This is a genomic window from Geothrix paludis, assembly GCF_022808815.1.
Lineage (GTDB): Bacteria > Acidobacteriota > Holophagae > Holophagales > Holophagaceae > Geothrix > Geothrix paludis.
The window spans coordinates 1,005,862-1,023,295 of the sequence record NZ_JAKZLC010000001.1 but is presented as its reverse complement, the minus strand read 5'-3'; the positions used below and the strand labels follow the sequence as shown (position 1 = coordinate 1,023,295).

16 protein-coding genes are annotated in these 17,434 nt (G+C 69.4%); 11 read left to right on the top strand and 5 right to left on the bottom strand.

Translation table 11 applies throughout. The features are described 5' to 3' along the window. The first annotated feature begins 83 nt into the window (after window positions 1-83). The 7 genes from MLE64_RS04680 to MLE64_RS04650 all read left to right on the top strand — a co-directional run bounded on the left by MLE64_RS04680 (window position 84) and on the right by MLE64_RS04650 (window position 6,833). Entirely contained in the window at window positions 84-1,067 is a 984-nt protein-coding gene (locus MLE64_RS04680) for a hypothetical protein (RefSeq protein WP_243316608.1), read from the top strand. 131 nt (window positions 1,068-1,198) lie between these two features. Then, window positions 1,199-1,675 (top strand): 4Fe-4S dicluster domain-containing protein, encoded by a 477-nt coding sequence (locus MLE64_RS04675; protein ID WP_243316606.1) that lies wholly within the window; start codon window positions 1,199-1,201, stop codon window positions 1,673-1,675. Between the two features lie 12 nt (window positions 1,676-1,687). Beyond that, on the top strand, window positions 1,688-3,538 hold the full coding sequence (locus tag MLE64_RS04670; RefSeq protein WP_243316604.1) for an aldehyde ferredoxin oxidoreductase family protein: 1,851 nt from the start codon (window positions 1,688-1,690) through the stop codon (window positions 3,536-3,538). 13 nt (window positions 3,539-3,551) lie between these two features. After that, a complete protein-coding gene (locus MLE64_RS04665; RefSeq protein ID WP_243316603.1) occupies window positions 3,552-4,796 on the top strand; it encodes an NAD(P)/FAD-dependent oxidoreductase in 1,245 nt (414 codons plus the stop codon). Next, window positions 4,793-5,047: a sulfur carrier protein ThiS gene (gene thiS / locus MLE64_RS04660; protein ID WP_243316602.1), complete on the top strand. Its 255-nt coding sequence runs from the start codon at window positions 4,793-4,795 to the stop codon at window positions 5,045-5,047. The genes MLE64_RS04665 and thiS overlap by 4 nt, the downstream gene beginning before the upstream one ends. After that, entirely contained in the window at window positions 5,047-5,331 is a 285-nt protein-coding gene (locus MLE64_RS04655) for a hypothetical protein (protein ID WP_243316600.1), read from the top strand. Before thiS ends, MLE64_RS04655 begins: the two co-directional genes overlap by 1 nt. Before the next feature lie 29 nt (window positions 5,332-5,360). Further along, window positions 5,361-6,833 carry an MFS transporter gene (locus MLE64_RS04650; protein WP_243316597.1) on the top strand — a complete coding sequence of 491 codons (1,473 nt, stop codon included), beginning with the start codon at window positions 5,361-5,363 and terminating at the stop codon, window positions 6,831-6,833. 16 nt (window positions 6,834-6,849) lie between these two features. Here MLE64_RS04650 and MLE64_RS04645 read toward each other — a convergent pair whose 3' ends face one another. From MLE64_RS04645 to MLE64_RS04630, 4 genes are read right to left on the bottom strand one after another with little or no spacing between them, the layout of a single operon-like run. Then, a complete protein-coding gene (locus tag MLE64_RS04645) occupies window positions 6,850-7,545 on the bottom strand; it encodes a PilZ domain-containing protein (protein ID WP_243316594.1) in 696 nt (231 codons plus the stop codon). Window positions 7,546-7,558: 13 nt separating this feature from the next. Next, complete coding sequence (locus tag MLE64_RS04640; RefSeq protein WP_243316584.1) at window positions 7,559-8,293, bottom strand: metallophosphoesterase family protein; 735 nt, start codon at window positions 8,291-8,293, stop codon at window positions 7,559-7,561. A 34-nt stretch (window positions 8,294-8,327) separates the two neighbouring features. Then, window positions 8,328-9,479 (bottom strand): shikimate kinase, encoded by a 1,152-nt coding sequence (locus tag MLE64_RS04635; RefSeq protein ID WP_243316582.1) that lies wholly within the window; start codon window positions 9,477-9,479, stop codon window positions 8,328-8,330. Between the two features lie 38 nt (window positions 9,480-9,517). After that, window positions 9,518-11,305, bottom strand: coding sequence for an ABC transporter ATP-binding protein (locus tag MLE64_RS04630; protein ID WP_279342871.1), 1,788 nt, complete (start codon window positions 11,303-11,305; stop codon window positions 9,518-9,520). A gap of 90 nt (window positions 11,306-11,395) precedes the next feature. Between MLE64_RS04630 and MLE64_RS04625 the strand changes: the two genes are divergently transcribed. From MLE64_RS04625 to MLE64_RS04610, 4 genes are read left to right on the top strand one after another with little or no spacing between them, the layout of a single operon-like run. Next, on the top strand, window positions 11,396-13,147 hold the full coding sequence (locus MLE64_RS04625) for a M28 family peptidase (RefSeq protein WP_243316580.1): 1,752 nt from the start codon (window positions 11,396-11,398) through the stop codon (window positions 13,145-13,147). After that, a complete protein-coding gene (locus tag MLE64_RS04620) occupies window positions 13,144-14,208 on the top strand; it encodes a 3-dehydroquinate synthase (RefSeq protein ID WP_243316577.1) in 1,065 nt (354 codons plus the stop codon). Before MLE64_RS04625 ends, MLE64_RS04620 begins: the two co-directional genes overlap by 4 nt. Then, complete coding sequence (locus MLE64_RS15940; protein WP_243316575.1) at window positions 14,201-16,060, top strand: tetratricopeptide repeat protein; 1,860 nt, start codon at window positions 14,201-14,203, stop codon at window positions 16,058-16,060. Before MLE64_RS04620 ends, MLE64_RS15940 begins: the two co-directional genes overlap by 8 nt. A gap of 2 nt (window positions 16,061-16,062) precedes the next feature. Next, entirely contained in the window at window positions 16,063-16,527 is a 465-nt protein-coding gene (locus MLE64_RS04610; RefSeq protein ID WP_243316573.1) for a hypothetical protein, read from the top strand. A gap of 38 nt (window positions 16,528-16,565) precedes the next feature. Here MLE64_RS04610 and MLE64_RS04605 read toward each other — a convergent pair whose 3' ends face one another. Next, the gene (locus MLE64_RS04605) at window positions 16,566-17,399 is read right to left on the bottom strand and encodes a S1/P1 nuclease (protein ID WP_243316570.1); all 834 of its coding nucleotides are present in this window, start codon (window positions 17,397-17,399) and stop codon (window positions 16,566-16,568) included. Window positions 17,400-17,434 lie beyond the last annotated feature (35 nt).

Here is a 17,434-nt window from a genome sequence, read left to right as displayed (position 1 = left end):
GCAGAGGCAAGGCGCGCGGGTGGTTCCAGGAATGGCGATGCCCAGGTATCCTGAGTCGACCCCACCCTGAATATGAGGAAATCATGACCCAGAAACGTCTCGTACGCCTGGCGGAACTCACCGGCCTGAAAGCCGTCGCCAAGGGCCCCTGGCAGAACGCCGCCGCGGTGGGGTCCATGCAGGGATATCCCGTGGCGGCCGCCTGGAGCAGGAACCAGAACCATTCACAGGTTTCGTTCCTGGTGCGGTTCGCCAAGGGCTCCTGGTCGGCGGGGCCCGACGGGCTCGCCGCCTTCGCCGCGGGTTCCGAGGATCTCCGGCAAGCCACGGGCAAGAAGGCCGTGCCCAAGGCCCTCCTGAAGTCGCTGACGCTGATGGAAGATGGCATCGTCTGCCACTGGCCTTTTTCGCTGTTCGCCCCCAAGCCCGAGGCCGTCGCTGCCGTGCTGAAGGTCCTGGTGGGGTTCGCGGCGAAGGCTGCGAAACCCGTGGCGGAGCAGTGCGAAGGCTGTGGACGGGAGACTCGCGAGGGACTCTGGACGGCGGATGGCGTCCCGGTGCGGATCTGCACGCCCTGCCGTGCCTCGCAGGATGAGCAGGCGCGACGGGCCAAGGAGGCCTACGACGGTCTCGTGTCCAATCCCATGGCCGGGCTCCTCTACGGCGCTGTCACCGGAGCGGTGCTGGCGGTCCTGTGGGGCGGCCTCGCGTACCTGATCCACCGCATCTTCCTGTGGGGAGCCATCGGCATCGGCGTGGCCCTGGCGTGGGCCATCAACCGGGGCATGGAGAAGGTGAACCACGTCGGCCGGGCCCTGACGGTGCTGCTGACCGTGGCCACGGTCCTGGCGGGCGACTACCTGTTCATCCTGTTCTCGGCCGCGAGGGAGGTGGAAGGTGGACTGAGCCTCCGTCTCGCCCTCGTGGCGGCGCAGCATTTCTTCGAGGCGGATTTCCAGGAGGGATCAGGTTACGTGAGCCTCCTATTTGCCCTGATCGGCGCGGGTTACATCCTCTACGTGAACCGTCCGCCGAAATTCCAGGTGAAATACGAGCCTTTGGGCTGAAGAAAAGGGCGCCTCGAGGCGCCCTTTTCCTTTCAGCCCGGCCGTAAAAATGGGCATCACCCTCCACCGTTATCCGATCTATGATCATCGCGATCCATTCCTGACAGCGCCATCACATAGGAGGTTCCGCCATGCAGAAGTCCCTCCACATCGACCCCAACAAGTGCACGGCCTGTCTCCAGTGCGAGATGGCCTGCGCCTGGGAGAACCACCGCAGCTTCACCATCGCGAAGTCGCGGATCAAGGTGTTCACCTTCCACAAGGAAGGGCGCTTCGTGCCCTACACCTGCACGCAGTGCGATGAGGCCTGGTGCATGACGGCCTGCCCGGTGGACGCCATCCGGTTGGATCCCGTCACCGGCGCGAAGATCGTGCTGGAGCCCACCTGCGTGGGCTGCAAGGTCTGCACGATCGCCTGCCCCTTCGGCACCATCAACTACGTGGCCTCCACCGGCAAGGTGCAGAAGTGCGACCTCTGCGACGGCGAGCCGGCCTGCGCCAAGGCCTGTCCGACCGGAGCCATCACCTACGTGGATGCCGACTGGACAGGGCTCGGGAAGATGCGCCAGTGGGCCGGCAAGACCGACACCAACCCGGCGACGGTGTGAGGAGCGACTGCCATGGCATGGACCAAGAACGTTCTCCGCGTGAACCTCGAGGCCGGCACCTGCACCACGGAGCCGCTGAACATGCAGTGGGCGCAGGACTACCTGGGCCAGCGGGGCCTCGCCACCAAGTACCTCGTGTCCGAGATCGACCCGAAGGTTGATCCCTTCTCGCCCAAGAACAAGCTCATCTTCGTGACGGGCCCGCTCACGGGCACCATGGCCGCCACGGGTGGACGCTATTCCGTGGTGACCAAGGGCCCGCTCACGGGCGCCATCGCCTGCTCGAACTCCGGCGGCTACTTCGGCGCCGAGCTGAAGTTCGCGGGCTGGGACATGGTAATCTTCGAAGGGGCTGCCCCGAAGCCCGTCTACCTCCTCATCAACGACGGCAAGGCCGAGCTGGTGGACGCCTCCCACCTCTGGGGCAAGACCGTCTGGGAGACCGAGGAGACCATCAAGACCCAGCACCAGGATCCCCAGATCCGCGTGGCCGCCATCGGCCGGGCCGGTGAGAACCGCGTGCTCTACGCGGCCATCGTGAACGACCTGCACCGTGCCGCGGGCCGCTCCGGTGTCGGCGCCGTCATGGGCTCCAAGAACCTCAAGGCCGTCGCCGTGCGCGGCACGCGCACCGACGCCTACCAGATGGCCAACCCGGAGGCCTTCTTCGCCGCCACCGAGGCCGGCAAGAAGGTGCTGGCGGCCAACGGCGTGACGGGGCAGGGACTCCCCACCTACGGCACCCAGGTGCTGATGAACGTCATCAACGAGCTGGGGGCGCTGCCCACGCGCAACCATCGCGAGGTGCAGTTCGAGGGCGCCCACGACATCTCCGGCGAGGCCATGCACGAGAAGCGGCCCACGGACGGCAAGGCCAACCTCGTCACTAACGGCGCCTGCTTCGGCTGCACCATCGCCTGCGGGCGCATCTCCCGCATGGATCCCGGCCACTTCAGCATCAAGGACAAGCCCCAGTACCACGGCGCTTCCGGCGGCGTGGAGTACGAAGCCGCCTGGGCCCTGGGCGCCGCCAATGGTGTGAACGACCTGGAGGCCCTGACCTACGCCAACTTCCTCTGCAACGAGGACGGCTTCGATCCCATCACCTTCGGGGCCACCGTGGGCGCGGCCATGGAACTCTACGAGATGGGCGTCCTCACGGAGAAGGAGACCGGCCTCAAGATGCCCTTCGGTTCCACGGAAGCCCTGGTCAAGCTCGCCGAGATGACTGCCAAGGGAGAGGGCTTCGGCAAGATCATGGGCCTGGGCTCCAAGCGGCTCTGCACGAAGTACGGCCATCCCGAGCTGTCCATGACCGTCAAGAGCCAGGAGTTCCCGGCCTACGACGGGCGCGCCCTGCAGGGCATGGGCCTGGCCTACGCCACCAACAACCGCGGGGCCTGCCACCTGCGCGGCTACATGGTGTCCCCCGAGGTCTTGGGCATCCCCGTGAAGATGGAACCCCAGGCCACCGAAGGGAAACCCGCCATGCTGAAGGCCTTCCAGGACCTCACCGCCGTGGTGGATTCCGCCGGCATCTGCCTCTTCACCACCTTCGCCTGGGGCCTGTCGGACATCCAGCCGCAGATCCAGGCCGCCTGCGAAGGCGACTGGTCCGAGGAGCGGCTGCTGCTGGTGGGCGAGCGCATCTGGAACATGGAGCGCGAGTTCAACCTCGCTGCCGGCTTCACGGCCAAGGATGACAACCTCCCGCCGCGCCTGATGAAGGAGCCAGCCAAGACGGGCCCCCAGAAAGGCGCCGTGTCCAAGCTCGACGTCATGCTGCCCGAGTACTACCAGGTGCGCGGCTGGACCAAGGATGGCGTCCCCACCGCTGAAACACGCAAGCGCCTCGGCGTCTGAACGAAGGTCTCCCATGAAACACCTCATCATCGGAAGCGGACCCGCCGGGGTGGTCGCGGCGGAGACCCTGCGCAAGGCCGACCCCGCCGCGGAGATCACCCTGCTCTGCGGCGAGGGGGAGCCGCCCTACGCCCGCATGGCCATTCCCTACCTGCTGAAGGGGGAGATCGAGGAGGCGGGCACCCGCATCCGGAAGGACGCCGACCACTACGACCGCCTGCGGATCCAGCTCGTGCAGGCCCGGGCGAAGGGCATCGATACCGCCCGCCGCACCGTCGACCTGGGCGGCGGCCGCCAGCTCCCCTTCGACCGGCTGCTCATCGCCACCGGCTCCCACCCCAGCCTGGAGAAGATCCCGGGCATGGACCTTCCGGGCGTGCACAGCTGCTGGACCCTCGAGGACGCCCGCACCATCCTGGCCGAGGCCCGCCCCGGCACCCGCATCGTCCAGATGGGCGCGGGCTTCGTGGGCTGCATCATCATGGAGGGCCTGCTCTCCCGTGGCGTGGACCTCACCATCCTCGTCCGCAGCGGCTACATGGTGCGCCGCATGATGAACCCCACCGCCAGCGGCCTGATCCGCAAGTGGTGCGAGGCCAAGGGTGTGAAGGTCCTCACCCACACCCAGCCCCAGGGCCTCTCGATCAAGGAGGGCGTCCTCCAGGTGGCTCTGGGTGAAGGGCGCACGCTGCCGGCGGACCTCTACCTCAGCGTGGTGGGCGTGGATCCCACCCTGGGCTTCCTGGAAGGCAGCGGCATCGAGGTGGGCCACGGCATCCTGGTGGATGCGGCCATGCAGACCAGCGCCCCCGGCATCTACGCGGCGGGGGATGTGGCCGAGGCGACCGACTGCCTCACGGGCCAGCGGCGGATCAACGCCATCCAGCCCAACGCGGTGGAGCAGGGCCGGATCGCCGCGCTGAACATGGCCGGGAAGCCCGCCCAGTTCCGCGGCAGCTTCGTCTTCAACGTGCTGACCACCCTCGGCCTGGTGTCCTCCTCCTTCGGGGAATGGCAGGGGGTTCCGGGCGGGGAATCCACCGAGGTGCTCGACGAGGTCCACTACCGCTACCTGAACCTCCAGTTCGACGGGGACCGGCTGGTGGGCGCCAATTGCGTGGGGTTCGCCGACCATGTGGGCGCCTTCCGCGGGCTCATCGAAGGCCGGGTCCGCCTGGGCATCTGGAAGCAGCGCCTCCTGGAGGATCCGACGCGGATCATGCAGGCCTACCTCGCGGCCGCGCACCGGGTGGCATGAAGATCACCTTCAAGCTCTTCGCCTCCCTCGCCGTCCATCTGCCGATGGAGGCGCGAAGGCGGCATCGCATCGACCTGGAGGTGGATCCGGGCTGCACGGTGGGCGAGGTGATCCGCCGCCAGGGCGTTCCGCCCGCCCAGTGTGCCATCGTGCTGGTGGACGGCGCCTGGGTGGCCGCCTCGGAGTGGGACTCCCGCCGCTTGACCGAAGGACAGGCTCTGGCCATCTGGCCACCGGTGGCCGGCGGCTGATGGATCACCGCCTGGATCTGGAGATGGCCATCTCCCGGGAGGAGTTCCTGCGCCTGCTGCCCGGGGCTGTGGGGTACTTCGCCGAAGGGGAGGAAGGGCTCTTCCGAGGCGCCGACGGGGCCGGGCCCTGGACCATCCGGCTCGTGCCCCTGGCGGATCTCCGCCTGGGCAGCGTCGTCCTGCCCCGACACCGTGTGGAAGTCCGACTCGCCGGCTGTCCGGCGGAGGCGGCCCAGGCCTTCCTGGCCCGGCTCCTGCGCGGCTTCATGCGGGGCGGGGGCTAGAAAACCTCAAGGTCCCGTATAATCCCCGGATGCCCACCCAGCGCTCCTCCGGAATCCTCCGCTCCTTCCCGCCTGTTTTCTGGCTGGCGAACGTCATGGAGCTCTTCGAGCGGGCGGCCTACTACGGCCTCAACTCGGTGCTCGCGGTCTACCTCACGAACGAAGTCGTGAGGGGTGGCCTGGGCTTCACGGAACAGTCCGTGGGCTTCCTCCAGAGCCTGATCTACGCGTTCACCTACGTCATCCCCATCGCCGGCGGGGCCCTGGCGGATCGCTACGGCTACCGGCGCATGCTGCTCTTCGCCTTCTCGATCCTCACGGCGGGCTATTTCGTGGCGGGGAATGTCACCTCGTACGGCGCCGTCTTCGCGGGGCTGCTCGTGATGGCGACCGGCGCCGGCCTGTTCAAGCCCATCATCTCGGGCACCCTGGCCCGCACCACCACGGAGGAGAACTCCGGATTCGGATTCGGCATCTACTACTGGATGATCAACATCGGCGCCTTCCTGGCGCCCCTTGTGGTGAGCGTGCTGAAGGGTTTCTCCTGGCGCTACGTGTTCATCGCTTCGGCCCTCTACTGCGCGGCCATGCTGGTGCCCACGGTCTTCCTGTTCAAGGACCCGCCGAAACCCGAGAACACGAAGAGCCTGAAGGAGGTGGCCCACGGGGCGGCCCTCGTGCTGGGTGACGCGCGCTTCATGCTGATGATCGTGGTGTATTCCGGCTTCTGGATCCTCTACTTCCAGAACTTCGGATCCGTGCTCTGGTACCTGCGCGACTTCGTGGACGCCACGCCCGTGAACCGCTTCTTCGCGTCCTTCGGCGTGCCCCTCAAGTTCGACGCCGAGCACGTCACCGTGGTCAACGGCGGCACCATCATCCTGCTGCAGGTGCTCGTCAGCCGCATCGTGAAGAAGATCCGGCCCCTGCCCACCATGGTCTCGGGCATCGTCATCGGCACCCTCGGCTTCCTGTGTCTGGCCGCCTCCACCAACGTGTGGGTGTTCATCCTGGGCATCTCGGTCTTCTCCATCGGCGAGATGACGGCCCATCCGAAGTACTACAGCTATGTGGGCCTAGTGGCGCCGGCGGACAAGAAGGCTGTCTACATGGGCTATGCCTTCCTCTACGGCGTCATCGGCAGCCTCATCGGCTCCAGCCTGGGCGGCGCCCTCTACGGCGCCATGCTGAAGCCCATGGTTGGCCAGCCCGGCGGCCCCGCCGCGGCGCGCGCCTTCTGGCTGTTCTTCGTGGCGCTCAACGTGGTGGCCGCCGTCGGCCTCGTCCTCTACGACCGCTTCTTCGCCATGGACACGCCGGAGACCAATGAGAAGGCCCGCAAGATCATGCTGGGGATCTACATCCTGCTCCTCGCCGCGGGCGTGGCGTTCGTCTGGTCGGCGGTGGCCGGCCCCTCCGTCTCCTACAAGACCCTGGTCCAGGCGGTGATCATGCTGGCCCTGGGCGCGGGCGGAACGGTGGTCAGCCTCCGCAAGGGCTGAAACCTCGTTCCGGGGCTCAGCTCTGCCGGAACCCCTGGGAGCGGTCCGTGCGCCGCGCCTGGATGAAGCGGTGGATGGGCTCCAGGTCCATATCCGGGCCCGGGTGCAGCACCACGCCGAGACGCGTGGGGTAGTCCTGGCCTTCGAGGTAGGCGAGGTGGCGGACCTCGCCGGGACAGTGGAGGACCGAACCGTCTGGCAGTTTCGCGTCGATCTCCACCGGGGCGTGGAGGTCTACCATCAGGGGCTCGTCGAGGGCGAGCCCCACGCCGGTCTCGGTGAGGTTCACCAGCAGGGCGTCCAGGGTGCGCCCCCCCAGGCCCACCCGAACCTTCAGCGGCGCCTGCTCCGGCGCGGCCACGCGCATGTCCCGCCGCCGGTGCAGCTGCGCGGACTCGTGGGGCCAATCCAGGCGCAGGAGCGGATCACCGGCCTCGTCCTGGAGGGGCGCCAGCAGGATGGAGTCCAGGGTGAGCACCTCCTCGCCCAGCAGCACGGTGAGGGTGACGGCGGTGCCCTCGGCGGGCATCGCATCCCGGGCATGCAGGCCGGACAGCTCCAGGGTCGAACCGGGGCGAAAGCTGCGGAGGCGGAGGTCCCCCAGCAGCCGGGAACTGAGGCCCTGGAGCCTCAGGCTGGCCACCGCCTTGGTGAGGCGGGCCTGGATGAGGAACTGTTCCAGGACGGGGGCCGACAAGGTGGAGTGTCCCATGGGGTGATGCCTTTCAAATGCCCTGGCTCAGCCGTTCGGCCAGGGTGCGGTGCAGTCCCGCCTCCAGGATGGCCTTGGCCGCGCCCTTCACGTCGTACTCGATGCGGTGGAGGCGGAGCCGCTTCCGCCTGGGGTCGAAGGTCATGAAGGATACCCTCGGATCGCGATCCCGGGGCTGGCCCACGGAGCCGGGGTTCACCAGGTACCGGCAGTGCGGCTGCATCTCGAACCAGACGCCGGGATCGAGGCAGATCCAGTTCAACCGGCCCTGGGTCTCGTCGAGCTCGAAGCAGCCCGGCAGGTGGGTGTGGCCGAAGAAGCAGAGGGGCCCCTGGAAGGCGTCGAAGGCCTGGCTGATTTCGCGCATGTGCAGGAGGTAGGCGTCCTCATCCACGGGGGACCCGTGGGCGATCTGGTAGTCGTCCCCCACCCACTGGGGCCCCACCGGGAGGTCCGCCAGGAAGCGCCAGTTGTCCTGCCGCAGCTTCTCCCGGGTCCAGTCCGCGGCCATGTGGGCGGGCAGGCTGAAGGTGCCGTCGGGCTCGAGGCCCGCGCAGACCTTGTCGTGGTTGCCCCGGACCATGAACCGGGGCCGCAGCTCGCGGACCTTGTCCAGCAGCTGGTTCGGATGGGCCCCGTAGCCCACCAGGTCACCCAGGAGCACGAAGCGGTGGATGGCCCTCCGCCGCGCGAACCGCAGCACGGCCCGGAGGGCGTGCAGGTTCGAATGCAGATCGGAAAGGATCAAATCCAATGGGATATTCCTGGGGGAGACCCCCATTCTAACAAGCCCTCAACAGGGCGGAGACAAGATCCTCGGGATTTCGGCCGAAGGAGAGCAGGGCGGGGGCGAGGGACCAGGCCGAGGCGCGGGCCGCGCACCGGGCCATGAAGGCGCTCCGATCCTGGGCCAGGGGGCGCAGGGGATCCCGCCCCACCCGCTCCCAGAACCGGGCCGGCGGCTCCGCCAGCCAGAGCGGGGCGAAGCCGGCGGCGGCGACGGCCTCCCGGTTGGCCGGGGCCTCCCAGGCGCCGCCCCCCAGGGCCACTACGGCGGGCCGGGTCATGAGGGTGGGCAGCAGGGCGGTTTCCAGGGCCCGGAAGGCGCTTTCGCCCCTTTCGGCGAAGATGGTGCTCACCGGAAGGCGCTGATCCGCCTCGATCACCTCGTCTAGATCCTGGAAGGCCAGGTCCAGCTGGCGGGCCAGAAGCTGGCCGAGGGTGCTCTTCCCGGCGCCGCTGCCGCCCAGGAGCACCACGCCCTGGCCCCGCCGGAAGGGTGGCCGGGCCCGCCACCGCGCCTGCTGGACCTCCCAGCCCAGGGCGGCGGGATCGGCGCTGCGGTGGACCTCGCCCACCATGGCCAGGGATTCGGCCCCGGCCTCGAAGCAGGCGGTGGCGTCCGCGGGCCCGAGGCCGCCGATGGCGATGGGCGCGAGGTCCTGGTCTCGCAGGGCCGCGCAACCCGCGCGGAGCCCTTCGAGGCCGATGGGTGCGGCGTGATCGGATTTCGTGGCCGTGCCGCGGAAGGGGCCCACGCCGGCATGGTCACAGGCCGGGTCGACGGCCTCCCACTCCGCGGGGCCGTGGGTCGAGGCGCCGACATGGCAGCTTCCCAGACCCGGGAGGCGGAGCGCCTCGGCCGCGGGCAGGTCGCCCTGGCCCAGGTGCAGGCCCCAGGGGACGAGCCCCTCCTGGGCCGCGAGCAGGGCCAGGTCCGCCCGGTCGTTCACGCAGATGAAGGGCCAGCCGCCGTTCGCCGCCGCGTCCGCCAGGGCGGCGCGCAGCTCCAGCCACTGGGATCTCGCATCCAGGGGCTTGCCCCGGAACTGCACCAGCGGGAACCCCGCCTCGCCCAGGCGGCGGATCTGGGCGGACAGCGGCTCGGGACGCGAGGCGTCCGTGATCGGGTAGAGGGGCGGAAGATGGAGCATGGGACACCAGTCTACAGACCGGACTCCCGACCTGCCTGCTAGGCCGCCTCGCCCTCCGCGAACTGCAGCCGCACGAGCTTGGCGTAGACGCCGTCCTGGGCGATGAGGGCGTCGTGGTTGCCGCGCTCCACGAGGACGCCCTGGTCCATGACCCAGATCTCGTCCGCGTCCCGGATGGTGGAGAGGCGGTGGGCGATGGTGAAGGTGGTCAGGCGGTGGCTCACGTGCTCGATGACGTTCTGGATCTTGGCCTCGGTCTCGGAGTCGATGTTGGCGGTGGCCTCGTCCAGCAGCAGCACGGCGGGCTCCAGGTAGAGCATGCGGGCGAAGGCCAGGAGCTGCCGCTCCCCGGCGCTGAGCTTCTGGCCCCGCTCCCCCACCTGGGTCTCCAGGCCCTGGGGCAGTCGGGACACCAGGTCCTTCAGCTGGCTCTGCTCCAGTACCGAGGCCAGGCGGGCCTCGTCGAGGGCGCGGTCCAGCACGATGTTGTCGCGCAGGGTGCCGGAGAAGACGAAGACATCCTGGAGCACCAGCCCGAAGAGGTCCCGCAGGCTGCGGATCTTCAGCTCCCGCACATCCACGCCGTCCACGGTGATGCGGCCCTCGTGCACGTCATAGAAGCGCATGAGCAGGTTGATGAGCGTGCTCTTGCCGGCGCCGGTGTGACCCACCACGGCCACGCGGCGGCCCTTGGGGATGACGCCGCTCAGTTCGCGGACCACCTTCCGGCCGCCCTCCTCGTAGGCGAAGGAGACGTTCTCCAGGCGCACTTCGCCGGCGAAGGCGGCGGGTTTGGCGTTGGCGGCTTCCGGGATCTCCTCCTGGTTGTCCAGGAGGCGGAAGATGCGCTCGCTGGAGGCCAGGGCCGTCTGCATCACGTTGTAGCGCTCGGCCAGTTCCCGGATGGGCCGGAAGAACCGCCCCGACTGCTGGATGAAGGCCAGGAGCAGGCCCCAGGTGATGGCCCCGGCCTGGAGCTTGAAGCCCGCGTAGAAGATGAGCGCCGCGAGGGTGCCGGAGGTGATGAACTCCACCACGGGGAAGAACACGGCGTAGGCGAAGATGGTGCGGAGGAAGGCCTGGAAGTAGTCCTCGTTCAGGCCCTTGAACTGCGCGTCGCTGCGTGCCTCCTGGGCGTTCACCTGAACCAGACCCATGCCGGAGATCTGCTCCTGGAGGAAGGCGTTGATGCTCGCGTAACGGCGCTGGGTCTCCCGGAAGGCCTCGCCGGCCCGGCGACGGAAGATCTCCGTGGCCACCAGCAGGAAGGGCAGAATCCCCAGGGCCACCAGGGCCATGCCCGGGTGGGTCCAGAACATCCAGGCCACGATGGCCAGCAGGGAGAGCGCGTCCCCCACGATGGCCACGAAGCCCGAGGCGAACATCTCGTTGAGGTTCTGGACGTCGCTGGTGACCCGCGTCATGAGGCGGCCCACGGGGTTACGGTGGAAGAAGTCCGTGCTGCGGCCCATGAGGTGCTCGAAGAGCTGCACCCGCAAGTCGAGCATGGCCTTCTGGCCCACCCGGGCCAGCAGGAAGTAGCGCGCGAAGCTCACGAGGAACCCGGCGATGAGCACCCCGAAGAACCCGGCGATCATGGGGGCCGCGCCGCTGAGACTGCCCTGGGCCATGAACCGGTTGATGAGCCGGAGCGTCAGCTCCGAGGGCATGACCTCCAGGAAGGCGCCCAGGGCCATCAGGAATAGCAGGGCCAGGAGGGCGGTCCACTGCGGGCGGAGGTAGCCGGCCAGGCGCCAGAGCAGCGTGTGGCGCATGGGCCGCTGGTCCATCCGGTCGGATTGAAAGTAGGCTTCCTGTTCGGACATGGGGCCATTCTCCCACAGGCGCCCCGATTCCCGTCGTGAGCAGGACGGATCGGGGCTGCGCCTGTAAAGTAGAAGACTGCCGGAGACGTCATGGGCCCCTGGATTCCCGCCTTCCTCGCCGTCGCCCTCGTGGCGCAGGTTCCGCCCTCCGGATCCGCGGTCGAGGGCCGGCTGCGCCGGGATGTGGCCTTCCTGGCCTCGCCGGCCCTCCAGGGCCGGGGCAACGGGTACCCGGGGCTCGACCAGGCCGCCGCGCATGTCCTGCGGGAGTGGAAGAACCTGGGCCTGAAGGCTCAGATCCAGCGGTTCCCGTTCGTCGCCAAAGTGGTCCGGGAGGCGCAGGGCGCCCTCCTGACCCACGGCGAGGAGGCCCGGCCGCTGGTCTGGGGCCGGGACATCGAGGCCGTCGGCTACAGCGGGGACGCGGACTTCCGCATGAAGCCCCTCGCCTTCGCCGGCTATGGCGTGCAGATTCCCGGCGGCTACGACGATCTCGCGGGTCTCGAGGTGAAGGATCACGTGGTGGTCATCGTCCGCACCCTGCCGGATACGGACGCCTTCGCCCACCTGCCGCGAGGCGAGCGGAGCCTGCTGGCCCGCGTGAAGCGCCTGCAGGCAGGGAGGGCTGCTGCGGTCCTCGTGCTGGAGGATGGCCCGGCCCGGCCCCTGCAGCGGGAAGAGGGGCCGATGAAGCTGGACATCCCCGTGCTTAGCCTCTCGGCGGGCGCCCTCGGGGACGCCTGCGGCGACCTCCCTGCGCGCCTCAAGGCCATCCGGGATACCGGGAAGCCTGCCAGCCAGGACTTCATCTACGCTCCCTGGACCACACTCACGCTGAAGCTGAGGCTCCGCCGCGAAGAGGCCCAGGTGCCCAACGTGGTGGCCGTGATCCCCGGTCGCGATCCCAAACTGCGGAAGGAATACATCGTCATCGGCGCGCATCTGGACCACCTGGGCCTGGGCGAGCGCCACAGCCTGGGGGGCGCGGAATCGCGGGGGCAGGTGCATCCCGGCGCCGACGACAATGCCTCGGGCGCGGCCCTGGTGGTGGAGCTGGGCCGGGAGCTGAAGCGGGCCCGCCCGCGACGCTCCATCCTGCTGATGCACTTCGGCGGTGAGGAAGAGGGCCTGCTGGGCTCCAGCTATTGGATTCAGCACCCCACCCACCCGCTGGAATCCGTGAAGGTCATGCTCAACTTCGACATGGTGGGCCGGCTGGATCCCGCGGCCCCGAAACTGCTGATGGGGGGGCTGGGCGCGCCCAAAGCCGCCCTGGAGGCCGCGAAGAAGCTGGCGCCGGAGGGCTTCTCCATCAGCGGGGACGTGGGGGCGGCCGTGGGCGGCTCGGACCACATGGTCTTCTCCCAGGCGAAGATCCCCACGTTCTTCTTCTTCACCGGAGTCCACGGCGAGTACCACCGGCCCACGGACACGGCGGACCGCATCAACGTCGCCGGCATGGCGGCCCTGGCGGCTTACGGACGCGCGGTGGCGCTGGATCTCGCCAATGCGGACACGACGCCGGCCTTCGATCCAGATACCGCCAAGGTGGTCCTGCGGGGCGATGGCGGCCCCATGCGGGTGGCTTTCGGCACCCTCCCTGACTACGCGGACAATCCACGGGGTTTCCGCATCAACGGGGTGTCCCCCGGCTCCACGGCCGAGGCCATCGGGCTCCAGGCCGGCGACATCATCATCAGTTTCGGTGGCCGGCCGGTGAAGAACATCTACGATTTCATGGACGCCCTCGGCGCCCACAAGCCCGGTGACAAGGCCGTGGTTCGATGGCTCCGGGGAGATCAGACCATGCAGGCCGAGGCCACCCTGAAAGGCCGCTCATGAGACTCGCCACCCCCATCGGGTTCGCCACCGAGGTCTTCTTGCAGGAGGCGCCGGATCCGGCCCTGCTGCCCGAGGGGCCCTGGACGCTGGTGGGCGACCTGCACCTGAGGGAGGCCTGGACCCGCGCGGGCCTCCCCGAGCCCAGCCACGCCCTGTGGGTGGCGGTGTCCGAGGAGGAGAAGAAGCTGCGGACCATCCTCCCCTGGCTGGAGCACTGGGCCCGGGTGCCCCTGCACCGGGACGCCACCGTGGTGGCCCTGGGCGGCGGTGTCCTGTCGGACATGGCTGGCCTGGCCTCGGCCCTTTACCTGCGGGGCATCGCCTGGCAGGTCTGGCCAACCTCCCTGCTGGCCATGGCGGACGCGGCCCTGGGCGGCAAGACTGCCGTGGACCTCGCCGCGGGCAAGAATCTGGTGGGGGCCTTCCACTCCCCCAGGCGCCTGGTGGCCTGCACGTCCTTCCTGGCCAGCCTGCCCGAGCGGCACCTGGAGAATGGCCGCTGGGAGCTGGTCAAGACCGCCCTCATCCAGGGGGAGACGCCCTGGGCCGCGGAGATGCTGCAGGACGGGCCCGTGAAGGTCCCCTGGGTGGAGCGGGCCCTGGCCTACAAGGCTGGCGTGGTGCACCGGGATCCCCGGGAGGCGGGCGAGCGTCGGCTGCTGAACCTCGGCCACACCCTCGGTCACGCCCTCGAGGCGGCGTCGGGCTACGACCTGCTCCACGGGGAGGCCGTGGGCCTCGGTCTGCTGGGCTCCTGCCTCCTGGCGGAGGACCTCGGCCTCAAGCCTTTTCCCCCGGCGTTCCTCGCTTCCCTCGCCCGGCGGCTCGCCCCGCTGGCGCCCATGGTCGCTCCCTGGTCGGCCTGCCTTCCCCTGCTGCACCGGGACAAGAAGGCCAGGCACGCTCCCGGGGCCACCGAGGACGCGCCGGCCACGGAGATCCACTGCATCCTTCCCCGCTTCGGGGAGCCCGCGATCCAGCGCGCCCTGGCTCCCGAGGTCTGGGAGTCGCCCCATGCCCGTCTTGTCGATCTGCTCCACCGGGAGGCTCCCCGTGCCTGATGTCCGCCTTCCCCTCCTCGCCGTTCTGCTGGCGGCCAGCCTGGCCGCGGCGCCGCCGGAAGACGTCCGGGCCCTGATGCTCCAGGCCCGCGCCCTGCAGCTGCGCGGCGGCGGTTCGGATCCCGCCGCCGCGGTGGCGATCTACCGGCGGGTGGCGGCCCAGGTGCCCGAGAGCGCGGAGGTCCACCTGAGGCTGTCCGAGGCCCTCCAGGAGGCCCAGGACCCCCAAGGCGCCTTGGCGCCGGCCCGCAAGGCCGTGGCCCTGGCGCCCCGGAACGCGGAGGCGCGGGCCCACCTGGGCCTGCTCCTGTACCAGCTCTCCCAGTCGGATGAGGCCATGGCGGCGGAGGCCGCGAAGGAACTGCGGGCCGCCACGGCCCTGCTGCCCCAGGATCCGGAACTGTGGGCCCGGCTGGGCGAGGTGTCCGAGAAGCTGAAGGATAACGAGGGGGCCCTCCAGGCCTGGCTGCATCTGGGCCGGCTCCGTCCCAGTTTCCAAGCGGCCTGGGAGCGGGCGGCCATCCACGCGCGGGCCCTCCAGAACTACGAGGGACGGCGCGAGTCAGTGCTCGCCCTCAATGCCCGCAACCCCGACGAGCGCCAACTCCGCATGCTGGAAGAGCTGGCCCGGGATCAGATCCAGGCGGGCTACCTGGCCCACGCCGAGGAGAGCTTCCTCCTGCTCGCCCAGCACCTTCCCCGGGAGGCGGGCCTCTGGGAGAACGTCGCCCTGGTGCGCCTCCAGACTTCGCGGTTCGAGGAGGCGCTGGATAGCCTGGCCAAGGCGGAGGCCCTGAAGGTGACGCCCCGGACGACCTTCAACACGGCCCGGGCCCTCATGAACCTGGGGCGCTTCCAGGAGGCCGAGGCCCGGCTCGCGACGCTCCTCGCCGGCAAGATCCAGGAGGACTGGATCGCCGACGGATCGCAGGCCCTCTATGCGGAGACGCTCCTCCTCCAGGGCAAGGGCGGCGCACTGCTGACCTACCTCAAGGAGCACCCGGGGCGGGAGCAGGTCGCGGGCGAGCTGCAGGTGTTCACCTGCCAGGCCCTCATCAGCCGCAACGACTGGAAGAGCGCCCTGGCCGCGCTGAAGGACGGCATCACGCGGTTCCCCAAGGTGCCCTTCTTCCAGCAGGCCGCGGAGCTTCCGCCCGAGTGCCTGGAATACCGCTTCTTCTCGCGGAAGGAGACCCGCGCCGCCCTGGAGCAGCTCCACCTGGAGGGCATGGCGGCCATCTGGTCCGAGTTCCGCCGCTGGGACAAGTGCCTGGAGGCGCTGGAGCGGGCCCGCAGCCTGGGGCCTGTGAAGAACGTGGACATCCTGATCATGCAGAGCAGCGCCTATGACCAGCTTGGGCGGGCCGACGATTCCCTCCGCGTGCTCCGGGAGGCGCAGAAGACGAATCCGGGCAATCCCATGGTGCAGAACAACCTGGGATACCAGCTGCTGGAGCAGGGGCAGAACCTGGAGGAGGCCGCCTCGCTCATCGAGGCCAGCGCCAAGGCCACCCCGGACAACGGCAATGTCATCGACAGCCTGGGGTGGGCCCAGTTCAAGCTGGGGAAGATCGCGGAGGCGGAGGCCACCCTCCGCCGTGCGGCGGAGCTGAGCCCCTTCAGCCCCGAAGTGCGGAAGCACCTGGGTGAAGTGCTGGTGAAGCAGGGCAAGCTGGCCGAGGCGGCCGAGCAGTGGGAACGGGCCCTGGCCTTCGTCTTCCCGGACCGTCCTGCACTGGAGAAGCGGCTGGGGGAACTCCGCGTCCGCCTGGCCCGGGAGCAGGCACGGAAGGTGGGAGAGGCCCAGGCGCCCGCGCCGGATGCCGCCCCGGATGATGACGACGAGGAATGATCATGATGGTTTTCCAGGTTCCCCCCGCTGATGTGGCGCCAGCCCCGGCGACGCCCGTGCGCGCCCAGTACGGCTGGGGGTATTCAGGCTCCGGCGGTGAGGGGACCGGCACCCTGAACCTGCTCATGGAACCGGTCTCCGGCCGCCTGGTGGCCGAGCTCCACGGGCTCGGCGAGCGCCTGCTGCTCCTGGAGGGCGATCGCGCCTCCGGCTACCGGCTCCGGGTGCCTCGGCAGAAGGTCGATCAGCGGGCCGCCACCCTGGCGGAGCTGCCGCTGCCCTTCCTGCCCCAGGTGGCCAGCGTCGAGGCCCTGCTGCGCATGCTCCGCCAGGGAGAAGGCCCGGGCGTGTCCGTGTTGAAGAAGGATGCCGCGGGACCCCGGAAGCTCCACTGGCAGGGCCGGGATCCCCAGGGCAAGGCCGAGCAGGTCTGGCTGGACCGGAAGAGATGGGAGGAAGCTCCCTAGAGCTGTCCTCTGCTGAAATCGCCGCGTCCGCGGCGATTTCAGCGGGCCGGCTTCACCGGGGGAGCAGGCCGGCCCGCCTCGACCCAGGCGCTGAGCACCGCGTCTCCCAGGTGCTTGCCCGCCAGCTGGAGCTGCCGGGTCACCACGGGGCCCTGCCTGGCCCAGAAGATCATCCAGAAGGCGGGGGTGCGCATGGCCCGACCGCGGGTGTCGGCGGGCGTGGTGCGGTCTGCGGTCCGGTCGTCCTCCAGGAGCTGGGGGATGAGCGCGTGGGAGGCGCGGAGCCATTCCCAGGGCCGCTCCATGAAGCGCGGGTCCACCTCGGCGGGAAGTGGGGTCAGGGTCTCCGGCTGGACGTAGCGCTCCACCAGGCCGGTCTCCCAGCGGCTGTGGACGCCGCGCTGGTTCGTGGCCTGGCCGTCGTGGTTCGCGGTGGTGTGCAGGGGCACATGGGCGTCCGCCACGTAGTGGCTCAGGATGGACGTGGCCATGGCCACCCGGGCGGCGTCGCCGGATCGGAAGGCATCCACCAGGTCCCGCCAGCGGTCCTGGATGATCCAGGGCACCACGCCCGTGCGGTAGAAGTCGCCGCCCAGACGGGTCTGGGCCTCTTCCACGGTGCGGGGGAGATGATCGGGTCCCCCGTAGGGCTCCATGTCCAGGAAGTGGCGAGGGCCCTCCTTGCGATCCTGGCGCCAGTGGTCCGGGTCCGAAGCATGGTCCTCCACCTCGCCCTCGCGCCCCGCGTACCAGGCGCGAAGGTCCGGCGGCAGGCCTTTCAGGGCCAGGGTGCAGGTGGCGCGGTGGCCCTTGTCGCCCCAGGCGGAGAGGGGAAGGGCCGCCAGGAGCAGCGCGAGCAGGGGGATCTTCATGGTGTTCGGCGACTCTCTGAAAAGGATCCCCACAA

What these genes read in the sequence shown, in the direction of transcription:
- MLE64_RS04655 (WP_243316600.1), top strand. Translation starts at nt 5,047, where the DNA reads ATGGATCACCGCCTGGATCTGGAGATGGCCATCTCCCGGGAGGAGTTC.
- MLE64_RS04675 (WP_243316606.1), top strand. Translation starts at nt 1,199, where the DNA reads ATGCAGAAGTCCCTCCACATCGACCCCAACAAGTGCACGGCCTGTCTC.
- MLE64_RS04650 (WP_243316597.1), top strand. Translation starts at nt 5,361, where the DNA reads ATGCCCACCCAGCGCTCCTCCGGAATCCTCCGCTCCTTCCCGCCTGTT.
- MLE64_RS04665 (WP_243316603.1), top strand. Translation starts at nt 3,552, where the DNA reads ATGAAACACCTCATCATCGGAAGCGGACCCGCCGGGGTGGTCGCGGCG.
- MLE64_RS04610 (WP_243316573.1), top strand. Translation starts at nt 16,063, where the DNA reads ATGATGGTTTTCCAGGTTCCCCCCGCTGATGTGGCGCCAGCCCCGGCG.
- MLE64_RS04645 (WP_243316594.1), bottom strand. Translation starts at nt 7,545, where the DNA reads ATGGGACACTCCACCTTGTCGGCCCCCGTCCTGGAACAGTTCCTCATC.
- MLE64_RS04620 (WP_243316577.1), top strand. Translation starts at nt 13,144, where the DNA reads ATGAGACTCGCCACCCCCATCGGGTTCGCCACCGAGGTCTTCTTGCAG.
- thiS (WP_243316602.1), top strand. Translation starts at nt 4,793, where the DNA reads ATGAAGATCACCTTCAAGCTCTTCGCCTCCCTCGCCGTCCATCTGCCG.
- MLE64_RS04635 (WP_243316582.1), bottom strand. Translation starts at nt 9,479, where the DNA reads ATGCTCCATCTTCCGCCCCTCTACCCGATCACGGACGCCTCGCGTCCC.
- MLE64_RS04670 (WP_243316604.1), top strand. Translation starts at nt 1,688, where the DNA reads ATGGCATGGACCAAGAACGTTCTCCGCGTGAACCTCGAGGCCGGCACC.
- MLE64_RS04680 (WP_243316608.1), top strand. Translation starts at nt 84, where the DNA reads ATGACCCAGAAACGTCTCGTACGCCTGGCGGAACTCACCGGCCTGAAA.
- MLE64_RS04630 (WP_279342871.1), bottom strand. Translation starts at nt 11,305, where the DNA reads ATGTCCGAACAGGAAGCCTACTTTCAATCCGACCGGATGGACCAGCGG.
- MLE64_RS04625 (WP_243316580.1), top strand. Translation starts at nt 11,396, where the DNA reads ATGGGCCCCTGGATTCCCGCCTTCCTCGCCGTCGCCCTCGTGGCGCAG.
- MLE64_RS04605 (WP_243316570.1), bottom strand. Translation starts at nt 17,399, where the DNA reads ATGAAGATCCCCCTGCTCGCGCTGCTCCTGGCGGCCCTTCCCCTCTCC.